Origin of the sequence: Nocardioides bruguierae (assembly GCF_023554635.1) — a bacterium.
GTDB lineage: Bacteria > Actinomycetota > Actinomycetes > Propionibacteriales > Nocardioidaceae > Nocardioides > Nocardioides bruguierae.
The window spans coordinates 60,670-84,888 of record NZ_JAMJPH010000037.1; the positions used below are offsets into that span (position 1 = coordinate 60,670).

The window sequence follows — 24,219 nt, forward strand, 5'->3', positions numbered from 1 at the left end:
AGGTGGAAGTCACGCGGTCAGCCATGGAGGGCCTCCATCATCGCGTGAGCGGTCTGGTTCTCGTCGAGGCCGTCGGCCTCGGCCTTCGCCTTCGCCTCGAGCACGATGCGGTAGTCCCGCGGCATGATCTCGGTGAAGCGCGTGAGGGCGGCCGGCCAGTCGGCGAGCAGCTGCTCGGCGACCTCGGAGCCGGTCTCCTCGAAGTGGGCACGCACCATCTGCTCGAGCTCGACGGCGGCCTGGCCCTCGACGGCACCCAGCTCGACGAGCTCGGTGTTGACCCGGAAGGGCTTGAGGTCCAGGACCCAGGCGATGCCGCCCGACATGCCGGCGCCGAAGTTGCGGCCGGTCTTGCCGAGCACCGCCAGGCGTCCGCCGGTCATGTACTCGGCGGCGTGGTCGCCCACGCCCTCGGTGACGACCCAGGCACCCGAGTTGCGCACGCAGCAGCGCTCGCCGACGCCACCACGGACCAGGATCTGGCCGGTGGTCGCGCCGTAGGCCAGCGTGTTGCCCGCGATGATGTGCTCGTGGGAGCGGAAGGTGGCCGCCCGGTCGGGGCGGATCACGATCCGGCCACCGGACAGGCCCTTGCCCACGTAGTCGTTGCCGTCGCCCTCGAGACGCAGGGTGATGCCCCGCGGGACGAAGGCGCCGAACGACTGGCCGGCGGACCCGGTGAAGGTGATGTCGATGGTGCCGTCGGGCAGGCCCTCGCCGCGGTACCGCTTGGTGACCTCGTGGCCGAGGATGGTGCCCACCGTGCGGTTGACGTTGCGGATCGGCAGCTGGGCGCGCACCGGCTCGCCGTTCTCGAGCGCCGGCTGGGCCAGCGGCACGAGCTCGGTGACGTCGAGGCTCTTCTCCAGACCGTGGTCCTGGCTCTTGGTGCAGCGCAGGTCCTGCTCCGGGAACGCCGAGGTGTCCGGGGCGTGCAGGATGGGCGACAGGTCGAGCCCGTCGGCCTTCCAGTGGTCCACGGCCTTCTGCGTGTCGATGGCGGCGACCTGGCCCACGGCCTCCTCGATCGAGCGGAAGCCCAGCTGCGCCAGGTACTCGCGCACCTCCTGGGCGATGTACTCGAAGAAGTTCACGACGAACTCGGGCTTGCCCGAGAAGCGCTCGCGCAGGACCGGGTTCTGCGTGGCCACGCCCACCGGGCAGGTGTCCAGGTGGCACACGCGCATCATGATGCAGCCGGAGACGACCAGCGGGGCGGTGGCGAAGCCGAACTCCTCGGCGCCCAGCAGGGCGGCGATGACGACGTCGCGACCGGTCTTGAGCTGGCCGTCGGTCTGCACGACGATCCGGTCACGCAGGCCGTTGAGCAGCAGGGTCTGCTGGGTCTCGGCCAGGCCGAGCTCCCAGGGACCGCCGGCGTGCTTGAGGGAGGTCAGCGGGGACGCGCCCGTGCCGCCGTCGTGCCCGGAGACCAGGACGACGTCCGCGTGCGCCTTGGAGACGCCCGTGGCGACCGTGCCGACGCCCACCTCGGAGACCAGCTTCACGTGGATGCGGGCCGCGGGGTTGGCGTTCTTGAGGTCGTGGATCAGCTGCGCCAGGTCCTCGATGGAGTAGATGTCGTGGTGCGGCGGCGGGCTGATGAGGCCCACGCCCGGCGTCGAGTGCCGGGTCTTGGCCACCCACGGGTACACCTTGTGGCCGGGCAGCTGCCCGCCCTCGCCGGGCTTCGCGCCCTGCGCCATCTTGATCTGGATGTCGTCGGCGTTGGTCAGGTACTCCGAGGTGACGCCGAAGCGGCCCGAGGCGACCTGCTTGATCGCCGAGCGGCGCTCGGGGTCGTAGAGGCGCTCGGGGTCCTCGCCGCCCTCACCGGTGTTCGACTTGGCGCCGAGCCGGTTCATGGCGATCGCCAGGGTCTCGTGGGCCTCCATCGAGATGGAGCCGTAGGACATGGCGCCGGTGGAGAAGCGCTTGACGATGGACTCGACCGGCTCGACCTCGTCGATCGGGACCGGGGTCCGGCCGAGCTCCTCGGCGGACTTGAACGAGAACAGGCCTCGCAGCGTCATCAGGCGCTCGGACTGCTCGTCCACGCGCGAGGTGTACTGCTTGAAGACGTCGTAGCGGCCGGCGCGCGTCGAGTGCTGGAGGCGGAAGACCGTCTCCGGGTCGAACAGGTGCGGCTCGCCGTCGCGGCGCCACTGGTACTCGCCACCGGTCGCCAGCTCGCGGTGGGCGGGCTGGATGCCGCCGCGCGGGTAGGCGGTGCGGTGCCGACGGGCGACCTCCTCGGCGATGACGTCGATGCCGATGCCGCCGAGCTTGGAGGTGGTGCCGGTGAAGTAGGTGTCGACCGTCTCCTGGGAGAGGCCGATGCACTCGAAGATCTGCGCACCCGTGTAGGAGGCGACCGTCGAGACACCCATCTTGCTCATGACCTTCAGGACGCCCTTGCCGAGCGCCTTGACGAGGTTCTTGACCGCGACCTCGGGCTCGGTCTTGACGTAGTACCCCTCGCGGGCGAGGTCCTCGACGGACTCCATCGCCAGGTACGGGTTCACCGCGGCCGCGCCGAAGCCGACCAGCAGCGCCACGTGGTGCACCTCGCGCACGTCGCCGGCCTCGACCAGCAGGCCCACCTGGGTGCGGGTCTTCTGGCGCACCAGGTGGTGGTGCACGGCGGCGGTGAGCAGCAGCGACGGGATCGGCGCCTGCTCGGCGGTGGAGTGGCGGTCCGAGAGGAGGATGACGCGGGCGCCGCGCTCGATGGCGCGGTCGCACTCGCCGAAGATCTCCTCGATGCGGGCGGCCATCGCCGCACCGCCGCCCTCGACGTCGTAGAGGCCGCGGGAGACGTGCGTGATGAAGCCCGGCATGTCGCCGTCGTTGTTGATGTGCCGGATCTTCGCCAGGTCGTCGTTGGAGATGACCGGGAAGGGCAGCACGATCTGACGGCAGGAGGCCGGCGTCGGGTCGAGCAGGTTCGACTCCGGGCCGATGGAGCCGTTGAGCGAGGTGACGAGCTCCTCGCGGATGGCGTCCAGCGGCGGGTTGGTGACCTGCGCGAACAGCTGGCTGAAGTAGTCGAAGATCAGCCGCGGCTTCTCCGAGAGCGCCGCGATCGGCGTGTCGGTGCCCATGGAGCCGATCGGCTCGGCGCCGGTGTTGGCCATCGGGGTGAGGAGGACGCGGAGCTCCTCCTCGGTGTAGCCGAAGACCTGCTGGCGACGGGTGACCGAGGCGTGGGTGTGGATCACGTGCTCGCGGTCGGGGACGTCGTCGAGGTGGACGAGCCCGGCGTGCAGCCACTCGGAGTAGGGGTGCTCGGCGGCGAGGCCGGCCTTGACCTCCTCGTCCTCGATGATCCGGTGCTCCTCGGTGTCGATGAGGAACATGCGGCCCGGCTGGAGGCGGCCCTTGCGGACGATGCTGGCGGGGTCGAGGTCGAGCACGCCGACCTCGGAGGCCATGACGACGAGACCGTCGTCGGTGACCCAGTAGCGCGAGGGGCGCAGACCGTTGCGGTCCAGGACCGCGCCGATCTGGTGGCCGTCGGTGAAGACCACCGAGGCCGGGCCGTCCCAGGGCTCCATCATCGCGGCGTGGAACTGGTAGAAGGCGCGGCGCGCCTCGTCCATCTCGCCGTGGTTCTCCCAGGCCTCCGGGATCATCATCAGCACGGCGTGCGGCAGGGACCGGCCGCCCATGTGCAGCAGCTCGAGGACCTCGTCGAAGGACGCGGAGTCCGAGGCCTCGGGGGTGCAGATGGGGTACAGGCGCGACAGGTCCCCGGGGATGACGTCGGACTCCAGGAGGGCCTCGCGGGCGCGCATCCAGTTCCGGTTGCCCTTGACCGTGTTGATCTCGCCGTTGTGCGCGATGAAGCGGAACGGGTGCGAGAGCGGCCAGCTCGGGAAGGTGTTGGTGGAGAAGCGCGAGTGCACGACCGCCATGGCGGAGGCGACGCGCTCGTCGACCAGGTCGGGGAAGAAGTTGTCCAGCTGGTCGGTCGTCAGCATGCCCTTGTAGGCGATGGTGCGGCTCGACAGCGACGGGAAGTACACGTCGGTCTCGCGCTCGGCCCGCTTGCGCAGGCAGAAGGCCTGACGCTCGAGCGGCATGCCGGTGAGCGCCTCGGCGCCCGCGACGAAGAGCTGGCGGAAGGTCGGCATGACGCCGAGGGCGGTGGCGCCCAGGATGGACGGGTCCGTCGGGACGTCGCGCCAGCCGAGGACGCTGAGGCCCTCCTCGGCGGCGATCGCCTCGATCCGGGCCGCGGTGGCGGCCACGGCGGCCTCGTCCCCGGGGATGAAGGCCGTGCCGACCGCGTACGTGCCCGCGGCGGGCAGGTCGAAGCCGGCCTCGGGGGCCACGTCCCGGAAGAACGCGTCCGGCACCTGCATGAGGATGCCGGCGCCGTCGCCCGAGTTGGGCTCCGCGCCCGCGGCTCCGCGGTGCTCGAGGTTGCGCAGGGCGGTGAGCGCCTGCGCGACGATGCTGTGGCTGGCCTCGCCGGTCAGGGTCGCCACGAAGGCCACGCCGCACGCGTCGTGCTCGTGACTCGGGTCGTAGAGGCCCTGCTTCGGCGGGAATGCGTGCTGGTAGGGCACCGGGTGTTCTCCCGTCGTCGTCGGCACCGGGCAGCCCCTCACGCTCGTCGACGAGCGAGGGGTCGAACCGGCTGCTGGCGGGTGGTGCTGGAACTGGTCGTGACCAGTCATGACTGCCGGGGACGACGTTGGCCCTCGCGCGCTAGAAGATTACCACCGGGTTTCGCGGAGTCCCGCACCGCGGACACGGTGACCGCCGGTTGAGACCGGCTCAGGCGTCGGGGCGGGGTTCGGCGGGAGCCTCGTCCGGGTCCTCGTCCGGGGCCTCCTCCGGGTTCACCTCGGCCCCGGGCTCGACAGGCTCGTCAGGCTCCACCGGCTCGTCGCGCAGCGCGTGGCCGCGGGCGGTGAGGACGTCGGTCTCACGGCCCGGACGCAGGCGCGCCGAGACGACGAAGTAGACGGCCGCGAGCACGAACATCGCCAGCGAGAGCCACACGTTCCAGCGCAGGCCACCGACGTCGGAGAGCTCCACGGAGTCGATCCGCAGGTTCTCGATCCAGGCGCGGCCGGCGGTGTAGGCCATCACGTAGGCGGCCAGCACCCGGCCGTGACCGAGGCGGAAGCGTCGGTCCAGCCAGATCACCAGGAAGAACGCCCCCAGCGCCCACAGCGACTCGTAGAGGAAGGTGGGGTGGAAGAGCGTGTCCGCGGGGTACTGGGCGCGCACGCTGTCGCGGTCCGGGTCGATCTCCAGGCCCCACGGCAGCGTGGTCGGGCGCCCGTACAGCTCCTGGTTGAAGTAGTTGCCCCAGCGGCCCATGGCCTGGGCGATCAGTACGCCCGGGGCGATGGCGTCGAGCAGCGGCAGGATGCGCAGGCCCTTGAGCCGCGCGCCGATCGCGATGCCCACCGCGCCCAGGGCGATGCCGCCCCAGATGCCGAGGCCACCGCGCCAGACGTAGAGGGCCTCCCACGGGCTGCCACCGGGGCCGAAGTAGCGGTCCCACTCGGTGACCACGTGGTAGAGCCGCGCGCCGACCAGGCCGAACGGCACCGCCCACAGGGCGAGGTCCTGGATGTCGCCGACGCGTCCACCGCGGGCGGCCCAGCGGCGCTCGCCGATCCAGACGGCGGCCACGATGCCCGCGATGATGCACAGCGCGTAGGCGCGGATCGGCACGGGGCCGAGGTACCAGACGCCCTCGGACGGGCTGGGGATGGCCAGCACGGCCAGCTGGGGCAGCACGCCTCAGACCTCCCGCACGCCGCGGGCGAGGTCCTCGGTCAGCGTGCGCAGCGCCGACAGACCGGCGGCGCGGTCGCTGCCGGCGTCCAGGAGCGTGCGCACGAACGCGGAGCCGACGATCACGCCGTCGGCGAAACGCGCCACGTCGGCGGCCTGTGCCCCGGTGCTGACGCCGAGGCCCACCCCGACGGGCAGGCCGGGCTGGGCCGAGAGGGTCTTGGTGCGCTCCACGAGCGGGCCGGCGAGGCCGCTGGTGGTGGTGCGGGCGCCGGTGACGCCCATGACCGCGGTGGCGTACACGAAGCCGCGGCAGGCGGCCGTCGTCATCGTGATGCGCTCGTCGGTGGAGGACGGGGAGACCAGGAAGACCTTGTCGAGGTCGTGGGCGTCGGCCGCGGCGATCCACTCGGGCGCGAAGTCGGGCGTGAGGTCAGGGGTGATGAGCCCCGCTCCCCCGGCGTCGCCCAGCGAGGCGGCGAACTTCTCGACGCCGTAGCGCTCGACCGGGTTCCAGTAGGTCATGACGAGGGTCGGCACGCCGGTGGCGGCGACGGCCTCGACGGTGCGCAGGACGTCGGCGGTGCGGGTGCCGCCCTCGAGCGCCTGCTGGGCGGCGGCCTGGATCGTGGGGCCGTCCATCACCGGGTCGGTGTAGGGCAGGCCGATCTCGATCACGTCGCAGCCGGCGTCGACCATCACCTTCATGGCCTCGATCGAGCCCTCGTGGTCCGGGAACCCGGCGGGCAGGTAGCCGACGAGCGCGGCGCGCCCCTCAGCACGGGCCTGCTCGTAGGCCGTGGCGGTGGTGCTCACTTGCTCTCCTGCTCCTGGCCCTGCTCCTGGCCCTGGTTCTGGTCCTGGTCCTGGCCGAGACCGAAGTACTCCATGACGGTGCCCATGTCCTTGTCGCCGCGACCCGAGAGGTTGACGAGGATCGTCGCCTCCGGGCCCTTCTCGGCCGCCAGCTCCTCGGCCACCTTCAGCGCGCCGGCGACGGCGTGGGCGGACTCGATGGCGGGGATGATCCCCTCGGTGCGGGCCAGCAGGGCCAGGGCGTCCATCGCCTCGGCGTCGGTGACGGGCAGGTACTGCCCCCGACCGCTCGCGGAGATCCACGCGTGCTGCGGGCCGACGCCGGGGTAGTCCAGGCCGGCGGAGATCGAGTGCGACTCGATCGTCTGCCCGTCCTCGTCCTGCATGAGGTAGGTGCGGGCCCCGTGCAGGACGCCGGACTCGCCGGCGTGGATGGGAGCCGCGTGCCGCGGCGTGTCGACGCCCTCGCCGCCGGCCTCGAAGCCGTAGATCGCCACGTCGGCGTCGTCGAGGAAGGCCGCGAACAGGCCGATGGCGTTCGAGCCACCGCCCACGCACGCCGCGACGGCGTCGGGCAGGGCGCCGTACTGCTCCAGGCACTGCGCGCGGGCCTCGTCCCCGATGCCGCGGGCGAAGTCACGCACCATCGACGGGAACGGGTGCGGCCCGGCCGCGGTGCCGAACAGGTAGGCGGTGTGGTCGACGTTGGCGACCCAGTCGCGCATGGCCTCGTTGATGGCGTCCTTGAGGGTGGCGCTGCCGGTCTCGACCGGGATCACCTCGGCACCCAGCAGGCGCATGCGGGCCACGTTGAGCGCCTGACGTCGGGTGTCGACGGCGCCCATGTACACCGTGCAGTCGAGGCCGTAGTAGGCGGCGGCGGTCGCGCTGGCGACGCCGTGCTGGCCGGCGCCGGTCTCGGCGATGACCCGCTTCTTGCCCATCCGCTTGGTCAGCAGCGCCTGCCCGAGGACGTTGCGGATCTTGTGCGCGCCCGTGTGCGCGAGGTCCTCGCGCTTGAGCAGGACGCGGCAGCCGACCCGCTCGGAGAGGCGGGTGGCGTGGTAGAGCGGGCTGGGCAGGCCGGCGTACTCGCGCAGGGAGGCGCCGAACTCGTCGGTGAAGGTCGGGTCGGCCATGGCCTGCTCCCACGCGACGGTGAGCTCGTCGAGCGCGGCCACGAGGGCCTCGGGCATGAAGCGGCCGCCCCAGGCGCCCTCGCCGCCGAACCAGCCGTGCAGGTCGGCGTCCCAGGGTCCGTGACCGGTCACCGGTGCGGTGGTCTCGTCGATGCTCATGCGCCCACTCCCGTCATCGCGCGGACGGCGGCGGTCGGCTCGCCGTCCTTGACCAGTGCCTCCCCCACGAGCACCGCGCGGGCGCCCTCGAGGACGTGCCGCTTCACGTCGTCGGGGGTGAAGACCCCCGACTCGGCCACCTTGACGACGTCGTCGGGCAGCAGCGGCGCGAGGCGGCCGAACGTGTCGACGTCGACCGCCAGGGTCTTCAGGTTGCGGGCGTTGACGCCCACGAGGGGGGCGCCCAGGGCCACGGCCCGGGCGCACTCGGCCTCGTCGTGGACCTCGACGAGCACGGTCATCCCGAGCTCGGAGGCCAGGTCGTGCAGGCGGCGCAGGTCGTCGTCGCCGAGGGCGGCCACGATGAGCAGCACCAGGTCGGCGCCCGCGGCGCGCGCCTCGATCACCTGGTACTCGGTGACGATGAAGTCCTTGCGCAGGATCGGGGTCTCGACCGCCGCCCGCACGGCGCGCAGGTCCGCCAGGCTGCCGCCGAAGCGGCGCTGCTCGGTGAGCACGCTGATCGCGGCCGCCCCGCCGGCCTCGTAGGCGCGCGCGAGGACGGTGGGGTCGGGGATGTCGGCGAGGTGCCCCTTGCTGGGGCTCCTCCGCTTGACCTCGGAGATCACGCTGGAGCCGGGCGCGCGCAGGTGGGGCATCGGGTCGCGGGCGGGGTCGACGTCGGCCAGCGCGGCCCGCAGGTCGGCCAGCGGCGTCGCCGCCTCGCGGACGGCCAGGTCCTCCCGGACGCCGGCGACGATGTCGTCGAGCACGGACACGCGGTACACCTCGGATCTCTCTGCACGGGCCCGGCACGACCGTGCCGGGCGGGTTCACGCCTCGCCCGAGTCTGTCACGCGGGTGGTGCCCCCTGCCCCGGCAGGGCCGTGGGTGGACGGGGGTGCGGGAGCGGGCGGACGGAGGATGACACGCAGGGGTGGTGGCGCCACGACCTGTGCAGGAGCGGCCGCACGGAGGGCGTGCGTCCACTAGCCTGCCTGGCACGCGCCGGGCGCTCGGCCCGCGCGCGCCATCCACCCACCCCTCTCGGAGAGGTATCCATGAGCTACGACGCACCCCCGCCGCCCCCGCCGTACGGAGGCGAGCCGGGCGGCTACGCCGCTCCCGCCGGCAAGAGCAAGAAGGCCATCTGGGCCCTCGTGACCGGCATCGTCGGCCTGCTGTGCTGCGGCCCCGCCGCCATCGTCGCGATCGTCCTGGGCCACCAGGCCAAGGGCGAGATCAGCGCCAGCGGCCAGGAGGGCGCCGGCATGGCGCAGGCCGGCTTCATCCTGGGCATCGTCGGCGTGGTCCTGTGGGTGCTCATCCTGATCTTCAACGCCGGCTCGTTCATGTCGGCCTGATCGCCCTCGCCGCCGCGCTCGCCGTCGTCGACCTCCGGTCCCGGGACCAGGTGCCGGGTCGACGTCGGCGGGTGCCGGCACCACCGGGGCCGGAAGTCCGTTCCCCCGGCCCCCCGGCACCGCTACGGTGCCGAACGACCACGTGCGCCCGCACGCGGGCGCACGCCTCCACCACCACCTCGACACGACGGAGCCGTCCATGAGCGAGACCCCGCCGCCCTACCCGCCCTCCGGCGACCAGCCGCCCGCCTACGGTGGCCAGCCCTCCTACGGCGGTCAGCCGCCGTACGGCCAGCCTCCCTACGGCGGCCAGCCCGGTTACGCGCAGCCCGAGAACCACCCCCGCGGCACCCTGATCCTGGTGCTCGGCATCCTCGGCCTCGTGTGCTGCGGGCTCTTCACCGCCCTGCCGGCGTGGATCATGGGCAACAAGGCCCGCAAGGAGACGACGCCCTCCGGCGCGCCCTACGCCAACGCCGGCCTGATCAAGGCCGGCTGGATCCTGGGCATCATCGGCACCCTGCTGACCGTCGCCGGCATCGCCTTCTACGCGGTGCTGCTGATCGTCGGGGCCGCCACCGGCGGCTTCGAGTACACCTACGACAGCAGCTACTGAGCCCCAGCGGCCCGCCGCGCGCACGCCCCCGAGCCTGTCGGCTCGGGGGCGTGCGTCGTCAGGGGGCCAGCCAGAGGCCGGGAGCGACCGGCAGGTTGCGCAGGAGCGTGAAGGCGACGATCACGACGACGCCGACCACCACGAGCGGGCGTCCGCCACGCTCGATCAGCACGGTGGCGGGGTCGCGTCGGCCCTGCCACGACGAGCGGACCCACAGCAGCAGGCCGAGGACGGCCAGCGGCATCAGGGAGACGGCGAGGGCGTTGCTGGAGAACGCGGCCGCGACGTCGCCGTGGGTGAGGTCGTTGACGGCCCGCAGACCCCCGCAGCCGGGGCACCAGAAGCCCAGGGCGGCCGAGGGGCAGATGCCCCAGGACCCCTGGGCGTGCGGGTCGCGGACGTGCAGCGCGAGGGTCGCGGCGCCCAGGGTGCCGATGGTCAGCAGGGGTGCGGCCAGCCGCACGGGCAGCGACCGGGCCGCCCCGCCGGTGGGCGGGACGGGCGTGACGGGGACCGTCGCGGTCAGGAGGCCAGGCCCATCTTGGCCATGACGCCGTACACGACGAGGGAGGCGAGGGTGATCACGACACCGACCCAGAACACCGGCATGGAGACCGGGTTGAAGAGGAGGCCCACGGAGCCGACGACGACGCCGACCAGGCCGATCACGACCGCGGTCCAGGCTGCGGGGGTGTTGCCGTGGTTTGCCGACATGGAGCTGCTCCTCGCGTGTGTGGGGTTCTGCGTGCCCGTCCTGCCCGGGGGCGGGGCGGAGCGGAGTCAGTCTAGGCGGTCGGAGCCCTCGGACCCGCGCGCGGGGGTGCCGGGGGCGGCGTCGGCCTCGCTGGTCGGGTCCTCCCCCTCGTCCAGGGCCTTCCACAGGTCCATGCTGGAGGCACCCTCGTCCAGCGGCGTGCGCGTCGGGCGCGCGGCGGCGCCCGTGGGGGCGTCGTAGCGGCTGCCCATCTCCGGCCAGGTCGGCACCAGGCGCACCACGGCCGCCGTGGCGAGGACCAGGACGACGCTGCTCGCCGCCGCGACCAGGTACCAGCCGCTGGTGGCCACGCCGCCGTCCGCGCCGACGGAGGCGAGGGTGTCGCGGATCGTGGAGCGCACCCCCCACCACGCCTGGACGACGGCAGCGGCGCTGCCGAGCGCGGCCAGCAGGCCCAGCACGGCGACGCCGCGGCGGACCCGGCCGCGGGTGACGAGGACGACGCCGAGGGAGGCCAGCGCGACGAGGGCGAAGGAGGTGACGGCGGGCATGGCCAGCGCGTCGCCCGAGGTCAGGGTCAGCTCGGCGACCGTGCCGGCGGCGCCGTCGCCGGTGGCCGACGCGGCGGGCTTGCCGCCCGCGACCGCGGCCAGCGCACCGGAGGCGAGGACGAGCACGACGACCCCGCCCATCCGGGAACGGGCGCGGGACCGGGTCGAGGGCCGGCCAGGTGACTGGGCGGGCACGGGATCAGGCACGGGATCAGGCACGGGATCAGGCACGGGATCAGGCACGGGCACCGGTGGCGGGCAGGAGGTCCGCGTCGAAGCAGGTGCGGTCGCCGGTGTGGCAGGCCGCGCCCTCCTGGGAGACCTTGACCAGGAGCGTGTCGCCGTCGCAGTCGAGGCGGACCTCGTGCACCCACTGGCGGTGGCCGGAGGTCTCGCCCTTGACCCAGTACTCCTGGCGCGAGCGCGACCAGTAGGTGGCGCGGCCGGTGGACAGGGTGCGGGCCAGGGCCTCGTCGTCCATCCAGCCGAGCATGAGCACCTCGCCGGTGTCGTGCTGCTGGACGACGGCTGGCACCAGCCCGTCGGCGGTGCGCTTGAGCCGGGCGGCCACGGACGGGTCGAGCGGCGTCTGGTCGGGCTGCGGGTCGCTCACGCGTCCCATCATCCCTGCTCCCCCGCGCCGGAGGGCACCCGGTCCGTGGCGCGGCCCTGCTGGGCGACCCAGGAGGCGTGCAGCCCGGCGTAGACCGAGCCGGTCTGGGCGGCCAGCTCGGCGTGCGGGCCGCGCTGGACGACGCGGCCCTGGTCGACGACCAGCACCTCGTCGGCGGCCTCGGCGGTGGAGAGCCGGTGCGCGATCGTCACGGAGGTGCGGGCGCGCATCAGCCGCTCCAGGGCGCGCCCGATGCGCATCTCCAGGGCGGGGTCGACGGCGCTGGTGGCCTCGTCGAGCACCAGCAGGTCGGGGTCGGCCAGGTGCGCGCGGATCAGCGCCACGAGCTGACGCTCCCCGGCCGAGAGCGACTCGCCGCGCTGCCCGACCCGGGTGTCGAGCCCGCGGGGCAGGCCCGCCAGCCAGTCGCCGAGGCCCAGTGCGTCGGCGCTGGCACGGATGGTCGCCTCGTCCGCGTCGGTGCGGCCGTAGCGGACGTTCGCGGCGAGGGTGTCGTCGAAGAGGAAGCCTTCCTGCGGCACGAGCACGACGCTGCGGCGCAGGTCGGCCTGGGAGACGTGGCGCAGGTCCACGCCGTCGAGCAGGACGCGGCCCTCGCTGGGGTCCATCAGCCGGGTCAGGAGCTTGGCGATGGTCGACTTGCCGGAGCCGGTCTCGCCGACGACGGCGACGCGGCTGCCGGGGGCCAGCGTGAGGTCCACGTCGTGCAGCACCGGTCGGCCGCCGGGGTAGGCGAAGCCGACGTGGTCGAAGGTGACCTCGATCGGGCCCGAGGGCAGCGGCTCGCCGTCGGCGCCGGGGTCGGTGAGGTCGGCGGGGGTCTCGAGGATGCCGATGACGCGCCGCCAGCCGGCCAGCGCGTTCTGGGCGTCGGTCAGGATCTGGGTGCCCATCTGCACGGGCCCGACGAACAGCGTGACGAGGAAGGCGAACGCGATGACGGTGCCGAACGTCATCGCGTCGGTGCCGAACCAGCCGTCGGGCATGAGCAGGATGCCGACGACCACGACGCCGGCGTTGGCCAGCCCCGCCGAGACCCCGCCCAGGGAGAAGGAGAACGCGGTGAAGCCCTGGGCGCGGAACGAGGCGGCCTTGTGCCGGTCGATGGCCTCGTCGATGCGGGCCTGGGTGCGGTCTGCCACGGCGTAGGAGCGGACGACGGTGGCGCCGACGACCGGCTCGGAGACCGCCGAGAGCATCGCTCCGACCTGGCGGCGCACCACGCCGTAGGCCTCGGTGAGCTTGCGCTGGAAGTAGCGCAGGGACGCGAACAGAGGCGCGAACGCCAGCCACACCACGATGGTCAGCTGCCAGGAGTAGACGGCCATGACGACGGTGGCCACGGCGATCTGGCCGACGCTGACGACGAAGAGCAGGCCGCCGAAGACGAGGAACTGGCTGACCTGGTCGACGTCGCTGGTCACGCGGGCCACCAGCGCGCCGCGGCGCTCGGTGTTCTGGGTGAGCAGCGGCAGGTCGTGCACGTGCCGGAAGGCCTTGGTCCGCAGCGTCGCGAGGCCGCGCTCGGCGGCCCGGAACAGCCGGGCGGTCATCAGGTAGGAGGCGACGCCGGTGACGACGATCGCGGCGGCCGCCAGCAGGCCCATGAGCACGGTGAACCCGAGGTCGACGCCGCCGTCCGCACCCAGGCCCCGGTCGAGGGTCTGCTGCACGGCGATCGGCACGACGACCTCGCCGCCGGAGGCGAGCACCGCCAGGGCGAAGGTGCCGCGCAGGCCCTCGCGCAGCTCCGGGGAGTGCTTCATCCCGAGCCGGATGGTGGTGAACGCGCCGAGGCTCTCGCCGGTGTCCAGCGCGGTGCCGGTGCGGGGCGTGGCGGTGCTCCCCGCGCGGGTGGACGTGGTGGCGCTCATCGGCCCTCCTCCTGCTCGGCGGTCTCGTAGGCGTTGACGAGGCGGGCGTACTCGACGCTCGCGGCGAGCAGCTCCTCGTGGGTGCCGCGCGCGACGATCCGTCCGCGGTCGAGGTGCACCACCTCGTCCGCGAGGCCGATGGTGGCCTTGCGGTAGGCGACGACCAGCAGCGAGGGCTGGGGGCCGTTGCCGGCGGTGCTGCGCAGTGCCGCGAGGATGCGCGCCTCGACCTCGGGGTCGACGGCGGACGTGGCGTCGTCGAGCACGAGCAGCCGGGGCCGGCGCACCAGCGCGCGGGCCAGCGAGATGCGCTGCCGCTGGCCCCCGGACAGCGAGGTGCCCCGCTCGCCGAGCCGGGTGTCGAGGCCGTGGTCGAGCGCGGCGACGAAGCCGTCGGCCTGGGCGGCGCGCAGGGCGGCCCAGACCTCCTCGTCGGTCGCGTCGAGGCCGAGGGTGACGTTGCCGCGCACGGTGTCGTCGAAGAGGAACGCCGTCTGCGGGACGACGGCGACCGACCGGGCCAGCTCGCCGGCCGCGAGATCGCGCAGGTCGGTGCCGTCGAGTCGGACGGTGCCGGCCTGCGGGTCGACGAGCCGGGTGACGAGGCTCGTGAGCGTGGACTTGCCGGACGCCGTGGCTCCCACGAGCGCCACCGTGCGGCCGGGCGCGACCGAGAAGCTGACCTCGCGGAGCAGGCCGACCTCGTCCCCGCCCTCGGTCGAGCCGCTGCCGTAGGAGTAGGCGAGCGCGTCCACCTCGAGGTGCGCGCCGCCCGTGGCGGTGCTGGTGGCGGTGCCGTAGGGCATGGAGCCGGTGGCGTCGAGCACGCGCTTGATCCGCTCCCAGCCGACGACGGAGGCGGGGAAGTTGCCGAGCAGCCAGCCGATGGAGCGGATCGGGAACGCCACGACGGTGAGCAGGTAGGCGACGGTGACCACGGCGCCGGCGTCGATGGCGCCGGACTCGACGCGGGCCACGCCCACGCCGAGCACGAGCAGCACGGCGAGGTTCGGCAGGGCCGCCAGCGCCGGGTCGAAGGCGGCGCGGATGCGGCCCGCGCGCACGTTGACGTCGCGCAGCTCCTCGGCGACGCGGCCGAACCGCGCGGTCTCCTCGGGCTCGCGGCCCAGGGTCTTGACGACCATGGCACCGTCGAAGGACTCGTGGGCGATCTCGGAGAGGTCCGCGCGCAGCTGCTGGGCGCGGGTCATCAGCGGCGAGGAGAGCCGCTGGAAGTACAGGTTGGAGACGATCACCGCGGGGAAGACGGTGAGGCCCACGACGGCCAGGACGACGTCGGAGGCGAACATCTGGACGACGGCGATCACCATCATCGCGATCGTGCCGACCGCCATCGGCAGCGGCGCGATGGGGCGCCAGGCGGCCTCGACGTCGGCGTTGACGTTGCTCAGCAGCTCGCCCGTGGGGTGGCGCTGGTGCCACTCGACGGGCAGGCGCAGGTACTGGCGGCTGACCTCGCGGCGGCTGTGGGCCTGCATCCGGTACTGCATGAGGCCGGCGCCGACGCGGCGAGCCACGATGCCCACGGCCCGCAGGATCGCGATGCCGAGGAAGACCGCGAGGACGGCCCACAGCATCGACCCGTCGGTCTCGCCGGTGCTGAAGGCAGGGACGAGGACCTCGTCCGTGGCCCAGCCGAGCGCCCACGCGTCGGCGACGGTGAGCGCGCCGAACAGCACGCTGCCCAGCGTGGAGATCGTGAAGACCCACGGCTCGCGGCGGATGGCGATGCCGAGGACCTTGAAGCCGTCCCAGGTCGTGGCGGCCTTGGTGCGGTTGCCGACGAGGGCGTCGTCCTCGTCGTGCACGACCTCGGGGGTCGTCGTGGTGCTCATGCGCTCCCGTTCGTCGCGGTGTGCTGCCCGGTGTGCTGCCCGGCTTGCTGCTGGGTGTCCGACTCGGCAGAACTCCCCCGCCCGGGTCCCGTATTCCTCACTAGGGTGAGCGGCATGACGTCTCGGCCCGGGCCCGCCCCGTTCGTCCGCCGCGAGCGCGCTGCGCTGTGCGACCTCCTCCTCGAGGTCGGCCCGGACGCACCGACCCTGTGCAGCGGGTGGACGGCCCGTGACCTGCTCGCCCACCTGCTGGTGCGCGAGCGCGAGCCGTGGATGGCGGCTGGCGTCGTCGTCTCGCGGCTGACCCGCCTGACCGAGACCGCGATGGGGCGCTCGGCGCACCGCTCCTTCGACGAGGAGGTCGCCCGGTTCCGCTCCCCCGGCCCACTGGTGCGCCCGGCGCGCCTGGACGCCGTCGCCAACACCGTCGAGCTGGTCGTGCACCACGAGGACGTGCGCCGCGCGGCCGCGTCCTGGACCCCGCGGGCGTTGCCCGCCGACGACCGCGACGTCGTGTGGCGGGCCGCCTCGCGCATGGGCCGCGTGCTCGCCCGCCCGGCCCGGGGCGGCCTGGTCGCCGCGCGCACCGACACCGATGAGCGGCACGTCCTGCGCTCCGGCCCCGACCCGGTGCTGGTCAGCGGGGACCCGGTCGAGGTGACCCTGTTCCTCTTCGGGCGCCCCGCGTGCGACGTCACCCTCGACGGCTCGCCCACGGCGCTCGACGCGCTCGATCGGGACGCGTTCGGGTTCTGAGGTCTCCCTGCTACCAGGTCCGGGGATGTCCGGCCCGGGTCGTCATCCCACCGTGCGCACTGCGTCCCGCCACGCTGCCCACGCCGTGCGCGACCGGGGCGAGCGACAGCGTTCGCCCGCGCGACGCGCGGCCAGCTGTCGGCGCAGTCGCGGGCCGGCATCCACGTGTGCGAGGGCTGCCGCCTTGGTGACCAGCAGGTCCTCGGTCAGGCCCCGGCGGGCTCGCGCCATGGTGAGGAGGCTGAGGTCGGCGAAGTCGGGCGCGAGCCAGTACCAGGGGCGACGCAGCGCCCACCGCCAGTAGCCGTCGAGGTCGGCGCGGACGGCGCGGCGCGCGTCCCCTGGTGTCGGAGCGGGCAGGACGTCGGCCGGCGACCGCCCCGCGAGCACCAGCCCGTGGGCGGCGAGCTCGAGCCGGGTGAGCGACGACAGCCGACGCTCGCACGGCCGGCCGTGCGACCAGGTGACGTGCCGCCGGTCGGGGTCCCCCAGCGTCCCCTCCTCGACCCACGCGCACCCGAGGTCGAGGCCGCGGGCGGGGCCGGCGTCGAGGTGGCGGTGCAGGTCGTCCACCGCCCCGACGTCGACGGAGGGAACGAGCACGACCAGGTCGAGGTCGCTCACGCCGGCGACGTGGTCGCCGGTGGCCCACGAGCCGCCGACCCACACCGCGGTGGCGCCGAGCGCACGTGCGGCGTCGGCGAAGGCCTCCAGCACGGAGGCGACACGGGGGTCCGGCATGGCTCGAGACTAGGCGCCGAGGCGCGATCCGCGAGGCTCGCGGACTCTCGCGGAGACGCCGAGAAATTCTCCACAGATGCAGCACAGAGCCTGTCATTCGAACTCCCGAACGCCTAGACTGTCAGGCATGACATGGCAGGCGGACGACGTGGGGCACGGCTCCGGTGGCAACCCCACCCGAGCCCTCCTGGCGCGCGTCCGCACGGCCAGGCGTGCCCAGCACCTGGCCGACGTGGAGGTCGCCCAGGCCACGGTCGCGTGGGTCGAGGCCCACCCGGAGCAGGCGGTCATCGGCCTCGCGGACGCCGCCGCCTACACGTGGGACACCCCGGCCTTCCTGCACGGTGACCGGCCCCTGGATCTCGGTGGGCCGGGATCGCCGTTGGTGACCGAGGCGGCCGTCCTCGAGTGGGCCGCGGCCCTCGGGATGTCCACCGACGCCGGCCGAGCCTTCATCGGCCACGTCGTGGAGCTGCGCCACCGGCTCCCCCGGACCTGGGCGGCGATGACGCGTGGGCTCGAGCTCGACGACGACGGCCGGGTGCGCATGGCCGATGCTCGCGAGGTCGACCACGCCCTGCCGTGGTTCAAGGCCAGGCTCGTCGCCCGCAGGACGATGCACCTCCCGGCGGAGGGCGCGGCGTTCGTCGACGACCAGCTCGCCGCCGTCGCGCACAAGATCGGGCCCACCCCCTCGAGCGCCTCACCACCGAGGCCCTGGTCAGGTTCGATCCCGAGACGGCGGAGCAGCAGGCCCTCGACGCCGCCGACACCCGCCACGTCACGATCGACCAGACCCCGCTGGGCCACCGCATGGTGGATCACACCGGCACCGTCTGCCTCGACGCCACGCTGGACGTCACCGACGCCGCCGATCTCGATGCCGCCCTCGCCGTGGTCGCGGCTCAGCTGCAGGAGCAGGGGCACACCGGCGGGCTCGATGCCCGGCGCGCCGCCGCCCTCGGCGAGATCGCCCGCCGACAGCTCGAGGACGACCAGCACGACGCACGCACCGGCACCGGCACCGGGCGTGCTGCTCGCGACCTGACGGTCTACGTCCACGTCTCCGAGGACGCGATCCGCGCCGCCGCGCACGGCACCGCGGACGCCCACCAGGAGCCGCTGGCCCGGGTCGAACCGGGGCCGGGCACCCTCAGCGCCCTCGGGGGCGGGTTCACCAGCCTCGAGGTCCTGCACCGGTGGGTGACGGAGTCCACGGGCCGGACCTCGATCGCCGTCAGACCCGTCATCGACCAGCGCACGCAGCGGCACGCCGAGGCCTACGAGTTCCCCGACCGGCTCAAGGAACAGGTCCGGTTGGCGGAGCCCACGTGCGTCTTCCCGTGGTGCCGCCGACCATCGCGCCGCGCCGACATCGACCACGTCGAACCACACGCCCACGGCGCGGGGACCAGCACCGACAACGCCGCACCCCTGTGCCGAAGACACCACCGCGCCAAGACCCACCTCGGCTGGCGCTACGAGCGCGCGCTCAGCTCCCAGGGCATCGCCACCGGGTGGCGCTGGACCAGCCACGACGGCCTCGACTACCTCGTCACCCCCGCCGGCACGACGAGCGCGACGACCGGCCCGGCGGAGGCCGGCAGATCACTCGCCTGACGCCGGGTTCCCCGTCCGACATCCTGGGCTCATGCACCCGGAGCACGAGGCCGACCCCTTCGTCGAGGAGGCGCTGCGGCACGTGCGCACGCTGGCCCCGCCGCACGCGCCGCCGGTCCCGGCCACGGCCCGCGTCGCGCTGCACCTCCATCCCGACCACCTGCGCGACGGCCGCACCGTGCTGGCGCACCTCACCGCCGACGGCGTCTACCGCACCCAGTTCGAGACCGGCACCAGTAACGGCGGCCTCACGGCGCACCCCGGCGGTGACCGCTGGCGCTGGGAGCAACGCCTCTTCGGTGGCGTCTACGACCACGCGCCACCCGAGGCGCGGCCGCGGTACGGGGCGGTGGGAACCGCCGGGGACACGAGCAGCCTCGGTCCGGCGCCGCGGTTCGGGTCCGCCCGCCTCGTCCTGGCGCCCCACGTGCTGGCTCGCACCACCTTCTGCTTCCCCGACTCCGTGTTCGAGCCGACGCTCGTGGGCACCGCCGACCGGTACCCGGTGCCCGACCCCGCCTGCGACGCGACGGCCCCACCCCACTCCGAGGACCCGCTCGACCACTACGTCGAGGCCCACGTGCACGGGCCCGTCTCCCTGAGCGAGGACGTCGAGGCGCTGGCCCTGGACCCCAGTCACCGCGGCACCCCGACCCACGAACAGGCGGTGCGCCTGGCCGACAGGCACGGCGTGGCCCTGCACTGGCACGAGGGCCGCGTCCTCACCGCCCACGGCCTGGCCGCGCACGAGGACTACCGCGGGGCCGAGGTGGTGGAAGCCGGCCGCCGGGTCGCCGAGGACGGGCGCCTGGACGCCGCCGTCCTCGGCCGTGCCCGCGCCCGGGGCACCGAGGACCCGCAGGTGCTCAAGAAGGTCTGGCACCTCCTCGCCCGTCACGGCACGTCGGGCAGGATGCGCGGGTGACCGCGACGCCCCTTCTCCTTCCCCGCACCATGCCCGTCCTCGAGGACGCCGGCGTGCGCCTGCGTCCCTTCACCCACGCCGACGCACCGGCGGTCCGGGCGGCGACGCAGGACCCCCTCATCCCGCTGATCACGACGGTGCCCGCCACCGACGACGACGGCGAGGTCGCGGCCTACGTCGAGCGACAGCTCGGGCGGTTGGACGAGGGAGTCGGCTACTCCTTCGCCATCGCGGACGCCGCGACCGACACGTGCGTCGGCGAGATCGGCCTGTGGATGCGGGCCGACGGCCGGTGCGGCACCGGGTACTGGGTCGTGCCGGCGCGACGTCGCGGTGGCTGGGCCTCCCGCGCCCTCACGCTGCTGACCGCCTGGGCGCTCGACCACGACGACGTCGGCGTGATCGAGCTCCTGGCCGAGCCCGGCAACGCGGCCTCCCGCGCCACCGCCGCCCGCGCCGGCTACCAGGAGGTGGCGCTGTTGCGCCGCCACGAGCCGGTGGGCGAGGAGCTGCGCGACATGGTGCTGCACCGGGCGGGCCGGGGCGTGGCCACGGACCCGTGGACGGCGGAGGTGGCCGAGGCCGACGCCGCCCTCGACCAGCGGCTCTCCGACGAGCTCGACGCCCACAACGCAGCCGCGACGCCCGGCCTGGCGCCCGCGCGGGAGCTGACGGTGCGGCTGACGGACGACGCGGGCCTGCTGCTCGCCGGCACCAGCGGCTGGACCTGGGGCGTCGCCGGCGGCATCGCCCTGACCTGGGTGGCGCCGCAGGCCCGCGGGACGGGCGCCGGCAGCCGACTGCTCGACCTCTTCGAGACCGAGGCGCGGGCGCGCGGCGTGCAGCACGTGTTCACGACGAGCTTCACGTTCCAGGCACCGGGCTTCTACCAGCGGCACGGCTACGAGGAGATCGGCCGCTGGCAGGGGCTGCCGGTGGCCGGCGAGGCCGACGTCCACCTGGTCAAGCAGCTGGGCCGCGGTTGACCCGTGGCCGAGTGGTCGCGACCGGTCGCCTAGGGTTGCGGGCCATGCCGTTGTTCTCGCGGAAGCCGACGCCCACGTCCGTCCCCGACCCGCACCTGGCCGACGACCTCACGTTGCTGGCCTCGGCCGTCGAGACCGGCGACCCCAGCGCCTGGTCCCAGCGGCTCGGGGCGCTCGCGGCCGACGGTCGGTGGCACCACCGGCACCTGCTGGTCGAGCACACGGCCACGCACCCCGACTTCGCGGACGCGTGGCTGCACGCCTCGTTCGAGGCGGCCGCCGCCGGTGCACCCGCGGCCGCGCCTGCCGAGGACCAGCCCGCCGACGCCCCGCAGGACGAGGACGACTCCGTCGAGATCGACCCCACCACGCTCCCCCACGGCTGCCTCACGACCGCCGGCGTCGTGCGCGTCCGGCAGGCCTGGGAGGCCCGCAGCGGGCGCCAGGCCGAGCACGTCAGTCGTGAGGCGTTCCAGCAGTTCCACGAGATGCTGGACGCCGCGACTCCCCTCATCCAGGGAGCGCTGCACGCCGACCGCGAGGACCCGACCGCGTGGGCGTCCGTGCTCGACCAGGCCCGTGGTCTCCAGGCGGACGCCCCGACCTTCCACGCGATCATGGACGCCGCTCAGCAGGCCTGCCCGACCGGCTACGCCTGGCACGCCAGCGCCGTGGAGTACCTCTCCCCCTGGTGGTTCGGCACCTCCGAGGCCTCCTGGGACCTCGCCGTCACGCTGTCCCGGTCGGCCCCCGGCACCCGCAGCGAGATGCTGCCGGCTGCCGCCGCGGCGCGCGCCTACTGGAAGGAGCGCACCCCGGCCACGGAGGCCATGCTCTCGGAGGCGCTGCCGCAGGCGCACGCCTACGTGACGTCCGTGAGGCAGGACGAGGTGGAGCTGGTGAGCGCCGCCAACGAGCTGGCGGTGCGCCTGTACGTCTGTGGGCTCGTGGACGACGCCGCCCGCGCCCAGGCACCGGCCGGACGGGCCCTGGACACCGCCGTCTGGCGTCGCTGGTTCGACGCCCCGGAGACCGCCCACGCCGAGGTGCTGGCGCGCGCGGAGAAGCTCAAGCTGCTCTGAGCCCTGCGGGAGAGCGGGGCCGGCGCCTCAGCGGACGGGGTGGCCGGCCCCGGCCAGCGTCGACTTCACGTCCCCGATCCGCAGGGTGCCGAAGTGGAAGACGGTCGCGGCGAGCACCGCGTCCGCCCCGGCGTCGACGGCCGGCGGGAAGTGCTCGAGCGCACCGGCGCCGCCGGAGGCGATCACCGGCACGGTCACCTCGGCGCGCACGGCCCGCAGCAGCTCCAGGTCGAACCCGTCCTGGGTGCCGTCGGCGTCCATGGCGTTGAGCAGGATCTCTCCGGCGCCCAGCTCGCAGGCGCGGTGGGCCCACTCCACGGCGTCGATGCCGGCCGACTGGCGACCACCGTGGGTGGTGACCTCGAAGCCGGAGTCGGTGCCGGGCGCGCGGCGCGCGTCGACCGACAGCACCAGCACCTGGTTGCCGAAGCGGTCGGCGATCTCGGCGACCAGCTCGGGGCGACGGATCGCGGCCGTGTTCACCGCGACCTTGTCGGCGCCCGCGCGCAGCAGGCGGTCGACGTCCTCGACGGAGGAGACGCCGCCACCGACGGTGAGCGGGATGAAGACCTCCTCGGCACAGCGCGAGACCATCTCCATGGTCGTGGCGCGACCCTCGTGCGAGGCCGAGATGTCGAGGAACGTCAGCTCGTCGGCGCCCTCCGCGTCGTAGGAGCGGGCCAGCTCGACGGGGTCGCCCGCGTCACGCAGGTCGAGGAAGTTGATGCCCTTGACCACCCGGCCGCCGTTGACGTCCAGGCACGGGATGACCCGGACGGCCAGGCTCACGAGGCACCGCCGGCTGCGGGCAGCGTCAGCGCGAGGGCGTCCTCGAGCGTGAACCGGCCCTCGTAGAGCGCGGTGCCGGCGATGGCGCCCTCGACGCCCACCTCGACCAGGCCCATGAGGGCGCGGATGTCGTCGAGCGTGGTGACGCCGCCCGAGGCGACGACCGGTGCGTCGGTGGCGGCGCAGACGTCCGTGAGCAGCTGCAGGTTCGGGCCGGCGAGCATGCCGTCCTTGTTGACGTCGGTGACGACGTAGCGGGCGCAGCCCTCGGAGTTCAGGCGCTCCAGGACGTCGTAGAGGTCGCCGCCGTCGCGGGTCCAGCCGCGCGCCGCCAGGGTGCGACCCCGCACGTCGAGGCCGATGGCGATCTTGTCGCCGTGCTCGCCGATGATCCGGCGGCACCACTCGGGGTTCTCCAGCGCGGCGGTGCCGATGTTGACGCGGGTGCAGCCGGTGGCCAGCGCCGCGGCCAGCGACTCGTCGTCGCGGATGCCGCCGCTCATCTCGACCTTGATGTCGAGGGCGCCGACGATCTCGGCCTGCAGCGCGCGGTTCGAGCCGCGGCCGAAGGCGGCGTCCAGGTCGACGAGGTGCAGCCACTCGGCGCCGGCGTCCTGCCACCGCTTGGCGGCGGCGATGGGGTCGCCGTAGGTCCGCTCGGACCCGGCCACGCCCTGCGCGAGCTGGACGGCCTGCCCCTCGGTGATGTCCACCGCCGGCAGCAGCTCCAGGTAGTCGCTCATCGTTCCTCTTCTTCCGGTTCAGGTCGTGCGGGTTCAGGTGCAGGGGTGGCGGGCTCAGGCCCGCCGGAACATCAGGGTGTAGAGCACGGGCCCGCCGAGGACGAGGACCACGACGGTCATCGCCACGGCGGACCAGTCGCGGGTGATCACCCCGACCAGGACGACGGCCGCCACGCCGAGCGCGACGAGCCACCCGGTCCGGCGCCGACGCTTCTCCGCGAGGCGTCCGGTCACCCGGCCCCTGGTGGAGCCGGCGCCCAGCCAGGCGGCGACGGCCCGGAACGGCGCCAGCAGCCGGTCGCGCACCGCCCGGCGCCTGGCCGCCCGTTCCTCGGCGAGCCGACGCTCCGCCGCGCGGGCGGCCGCCTCGGCCTCCCGCTCGGCGCGACGCCGGGCGCGCTCCTTGCTCATCGTGGCTCCGGTCGTGCGGTCAGAGGGTCGCGACCCAGTTGCGCAGCAGCGCCGCGCCGGCGTCCCCGGACTTCTCCGGGTGGAACTGGGTGGCCCACAGCGGCCCGTTCTCGACCGCGGCCACGAACCGGTCGCCGCCATGCTCCGTGGGACCGGTCTGGGCCCAGGTGACCAGGGGCGCCTTGGTCCGGTCGTTGGTCTCCAGCGTCCACTCGCGCACGCCGTAGGAGTGCACGAAGTAGAACCGCTCGCCCTCGAGGCCGGCGAAGGCCTGGCTGCCCTCGGGCGCCTCGACGGTGTTCCAGCCCATGTGCGGCACCACGGGAGCGTGGAGCCGCTCGACGACCCCCGGCCACTCGTCGCAGCCGTCGGTCTGCACGCCGTGCTCGATGCCCTGCGCGAAGAGCACCTGCATGCCCACGCAGATGCCCAGGACGGGGCGGCCGCCGGCGAGGCGACGGCCGATGAGCCGGTCGCCCTTGATCTCCTTCAGCCCTGCCATGCACGCCGCGTAGGCGCCCACGCCGGGCACGAGGAGGCCGTCGGCGGCCAGGCCCTTCTCGAAGTCCCCGGTGAGCTCGACCTGCACGCCGGTCCGCTCGACCGCGCGCACGGCCGAGCGCAGGTTGCCCGAGCCGTAGTCGAGGACGACGACGGTCTTGGTGGCCAGCACCGCCGGGTC

General features: G+C 73.9%; 24 protein-coding genes. 7 read left to right on the forward strand and 17 right to left on the reverse strand.

Annotated elements, in window-relative coordinates; translation table 11 throughout:
- Positions 1-17: 17 nt before the first annotated feature.
- From gltB to trpC, 5 genes are all read right to left on the reverse strand, one after another.
- The gene (gltB, locus tag M8316_RS19360; RefSeq protein ID WP_250057416.1) at positions 18-4,574 is read right to left on the reverse strand and encodes a glutamate synthase large subunit; all 4,557 of its coding nucleotides are present in this window, start codon (positions 4,572-4,574) and stop codon (positions 18-20) included.
- A 211-nt stretch (positions 4,575-4,785) separates the two neighbouring features.
- On the reverse strand, positions 4,786-5,763 hold the full coding sequence (gene lgt / locus M8316_RS19365; RefSeq protein ID WP_250057418.1) for a prolipoprotein diacylglyceryl transferase: 978 nt from the start codon (positions 5,761-5,763) through the stop codon (positions 4,786-4,788).
- A gap of 3 nt (positions 5,764-5,766) precedes the next feature.
- Entirely contained in the window at positions 5,767-6,576 is an 810-nt protein-coding gene (gene trpA / locus M8316_RS19370) for a tryptophan synthase subunit alpha (protein ID WP_250057420.1), read from the reverse strand.
- Entirely contained in the window at positions 6,573-7,772 is a 1,200-nt protein-coding gene (gene trpB, locus M8316_RS19375) for a tryptophan synthase subunit beta (protein ID WP_250057508.1), read from the reverse strand. Before trpB ends, trpA begins: the two co-directional genes overlap by 4 nt.
- Positions 7,773-7,870: 98 nt before the next feature.
- Entirely contained in the window at positions 7,871-8,653 is a 783-nt protein-coding gene (gene trpC, locus M8316_RS19380; RefSeq protein ID WP_250057422.1) for an indole-3-glycerol phosphate synthase TrpC, read from the reverse strand.
- 282 nt (positions 8,654-8,935) lie between these two features.
- Between trpC and M8316_RS19385 the strand changes: the two genes are divergently transcribed.
- Both M8316_RS19385 and M8316_RS19390 read left to right on the forward strand, forming a co-directional pair.
- Entirely contained in the window at positions 8,936-9,238 is a 303-nt protein-coding gene (locus M8316_RS19385) for a DUF4190 domain-containing protein (protein WP_250057424.1), read from the forward strand.
- Between the two features lie 199 nt (positions 9,239-9,437).
- Positions 9,438-9,854, forward strand: a complete 417-nt coding sequence (locus M8316_RS19390) for a DUF4190 domain-containing protein (protein ID WP_250057426.1) — start codon at positions 9,438-9,440, stop codon at positions 9,852-9,854.
- A gap of 58 nt (positions 9,855-9,912) precedes the next feature.
- Here M8316_RS19390 and M8316_RS19395 read toward each other — a convergent pair whose 3' ends face one another.
- From M8316_RS19395 to M8316_RS19420, 6 genes are all read right to left on the reverse strand, one after another.
- Positions 9,913-10,317, reverse strand: a complete 405-nt coding sequence (locus M8316_RS19395; RefSeq protein ID WP_250057428.1) for a DUF2752 domain-containing protein — start codon at positions 10,315-10,317, stop codon at positions 9,913-9,915.
- Between the two features lie 59 nt (positions 10,318-10,376).
- Positions 10,377-10,568: an HGxxPAAW family protein gene (locus M8316_RS19400; RefSeq protein ID WP_250057430.1), complete on the reverse strand. Its 192-nt coding sequence runs from the start codon at positions 10,566-10,568 to the stop codon at positions 10,377-10,379.
- 66 nt (positions 10,569-10,634) lie between these two features.
- Positions 10,635-11,261, reverse strand: coding sequence for a Trp biosynthesis-associated membrane protein (locus M8316_RS19405; protein ID WP_250057431.1), 627 nt, complete (start codon positions 11,259-11,261; stop codon positions 10,635-10,637).
- 94 nt (positions 11,262-11,355) lie between these two features.
- Positions 11,356-11,733: a phosphoribosyl-AMP cyclohydrolase gene (gene hisI / locus M8316_RS19410; RefSeq protein ID WP_250057433.1), complete on the reverse strand. Its 378-nt coding sequence runs from the start codon at positions 11,731-11,733 to the stop codon at positions 11,356-11,358.
- An 8-nt stretch (positions 11,734-11,741) separates the two neighbouring features.
- Entirely contained in the window at positions 11,742-13,628 is a 1,887-nt protein-coding gene (locus M8316_RS19415; protein WP_250057435.1) for an ABC transporter ATP-binding protein, read from the reverse strand.
- A complete protein-coding gene (locus M8316_RS19420) occupies positions 13,625-15,484 on the reverse strand; it encodes an ABC transporter ATP-binding protein (protein WP_250057437.1) in 1,860 nt (619 codons plus the stop codon). Before M8316_RS19420 ends, M8316_RS19415 begins: the two co-directional genes overlap by 4 nt.
- A gap of 114 nt (positions 15,485-15,598) precedes the next feature.
- On the opposite strand from M8316_RS19420, the gene M8316_RS19425 reads away from it, so the two are divergent.
- Positions 15,599-16,240 carry a TIGR03085 family metal-binding protein gene (locus M8316_RS19425; protein WP_250057439.1) on the forward strand — a complete coding sequence of 214 codons (642 nt, stop codon included), beginning with the start codon at positions 15,599-15,601 and terminating at the stop codon, positions 16,238-16,240.
- A gap of 42 nt (positions 16,241-16,282) precedes the next feature.
- On the opposite strand, the gene M8316_RS19430 is transcribed toward M8316_RS19425, so the two are convergent.
- Both M8316_RS19430 and M8316_RS19435 read right to left on the reverse strand, forming a co-directional pair.
- Positions 16,283-16,981: a nucleotidyltransferase domain-containing protein gene (locus M8316_RS19430; RefSeq protein ID WP_250057441.1), complete on the reverse strand. Its 699-nt coding sequence runs from the start codon at positions 16,979-16,981 to the stop codon at positions 16,283-16,285.
- Positions 16,982-17,102: 121 nt separating this feature from the next.
- Positions 17,103-17,657 carry a hypothetical protein gene (locus M8316_RS19435; RefSeq protein ID WP_250057443.1) on the reverse strand — a complete coding sequence of 185 codons (555 nt, stop codon included), beginning with the start codon at positions 17,655-17,657 and terminating at the stop codon, positions 17,103-17,105.
- A gap of 137 nt (positions 17,658-17,794) precedes the next feature.
- Between M8316_RS19435 and M8316_RS19440 the strand changes: the two genes are divergently transcribed.
- From M8316_RS19440 to M8316_RS19455, 4 genes are read left to right on the forward strand one after another with little or no spacing between them, the layout of a single operon-like run.
- Positions 17,795-18,601, forward strand: a complete 807-nt coding sequence (locus tag M8316_RS19440; protein ID WP_250057445.1) for an HNH endonuclease signature motif containing protein — start codon at positions 17,795-17,797, stop codon at positions 18,599-18,601.
- A 31-nt stretch (positions 18,602-18,632) separates the two neighbouring features.
- Positions 18,633-19,526 carry a DUF3626 domain-containing protein gene (locus tag M8316_RS19445; RefSeq protein ID WP_250057447.1) on the forward strand — a complete coding sequence of 298 codons (894 nt, stop codon included), beginning with the start codon at positions 18,633-18,635 and terminating at the stop codon, positions 19,524-19,526.
- The gene (locus tag M8316_RS19450; protein ID WP_250057449.1) at positions 19,523-20,512 is read left to right on the forward strand and encodes a GNAT family N-acetyltransferase; all 990 of its coding nucleotides are present in this window, start codon (positions 19,523-19,525) and stop codon (positions 20,510-20,512) included. The genes M8316_RS19445 and M8316_RS19450 overlap by 4 nt, the downstream gene beginning before the upstream one ends.
- A gap of 44 nt (positions 20,513-20,556) precedes the next feature.
- Positions 20,557-21,594: a hypothetical protein gene (locus M8316_RS19455; RefSeq protein ID WP_250057451.1), complete on the forward strand. Its 1,038-nt coding sequence runs from the start codon at positions 20,557-20,559 to the stop codon at positions 21,592-21,594.
- Positions 21,595-21,621: 27 nt separating this feature from the next.
- Here the strand turns inward: M8316_RS19455 and hisF are convergent, their stop codons facing one another.
- From hisF to hisH, 4 genes are read right to left on the reverse strand one after another with little or no spacing between them, the layout of a single operon-like run.
- Positions 21,622-22,383, reverse strand: coding sequence for an imidazole glycerol phosphate synthase subunit HisF (gene hisF / locus M8316_RS19460; protein WP_250057453.1), 762 nt, complete (start codon positions 22,381-22,383; stop codon positions 21,622-21,624).
- Entirely contained in the window at positions 22,380-23,126 is a 747-nt protein-coding gene (gene priA / locus M8316_RS19465) for a bifunctional 1-(5-phosphoribosyl)-5-((5-phosphoribosylamino)methylideneamino)imidazole-4-carboxamide isomerase/phosphoribosylanthranilate isomerase PriA (protein WP_250057455.1), read from the reverse strand. The genes hisF and priA overlap by 4 nt, the downstream gene beginning before the upstream one ends.
- Before the next feature lie 54 nt (positions 23,127-23,180).
- Positions 23,181-23,537: a hypothetical protein gene (locus M8316_RS19470; protein ID WP_250057457.1), complete on the reverse strand. Its 357-nt coding sequence runs from the start codon at positions 23,535-23,537 to the stop codon at positions 23,181-23,183.
- A 19-nt stretch (positions 23,538-23,556) separates the two neighbouring features.
- Positions 23,557-24,207: an imidazole glycerol phosphate synthase subunit HisH gene (gene hisH / locus M8316_RS19475; protein WP_250057509.1), complete on the reverse strand. Its 651-nt coding sequence runs from the start codon at positions 24,205-24,207 to the stop codon at positions 23,557-23,559.
- Between the last annotated feature and the right edge of the window lie 12 nt (positions 24,208-24,219).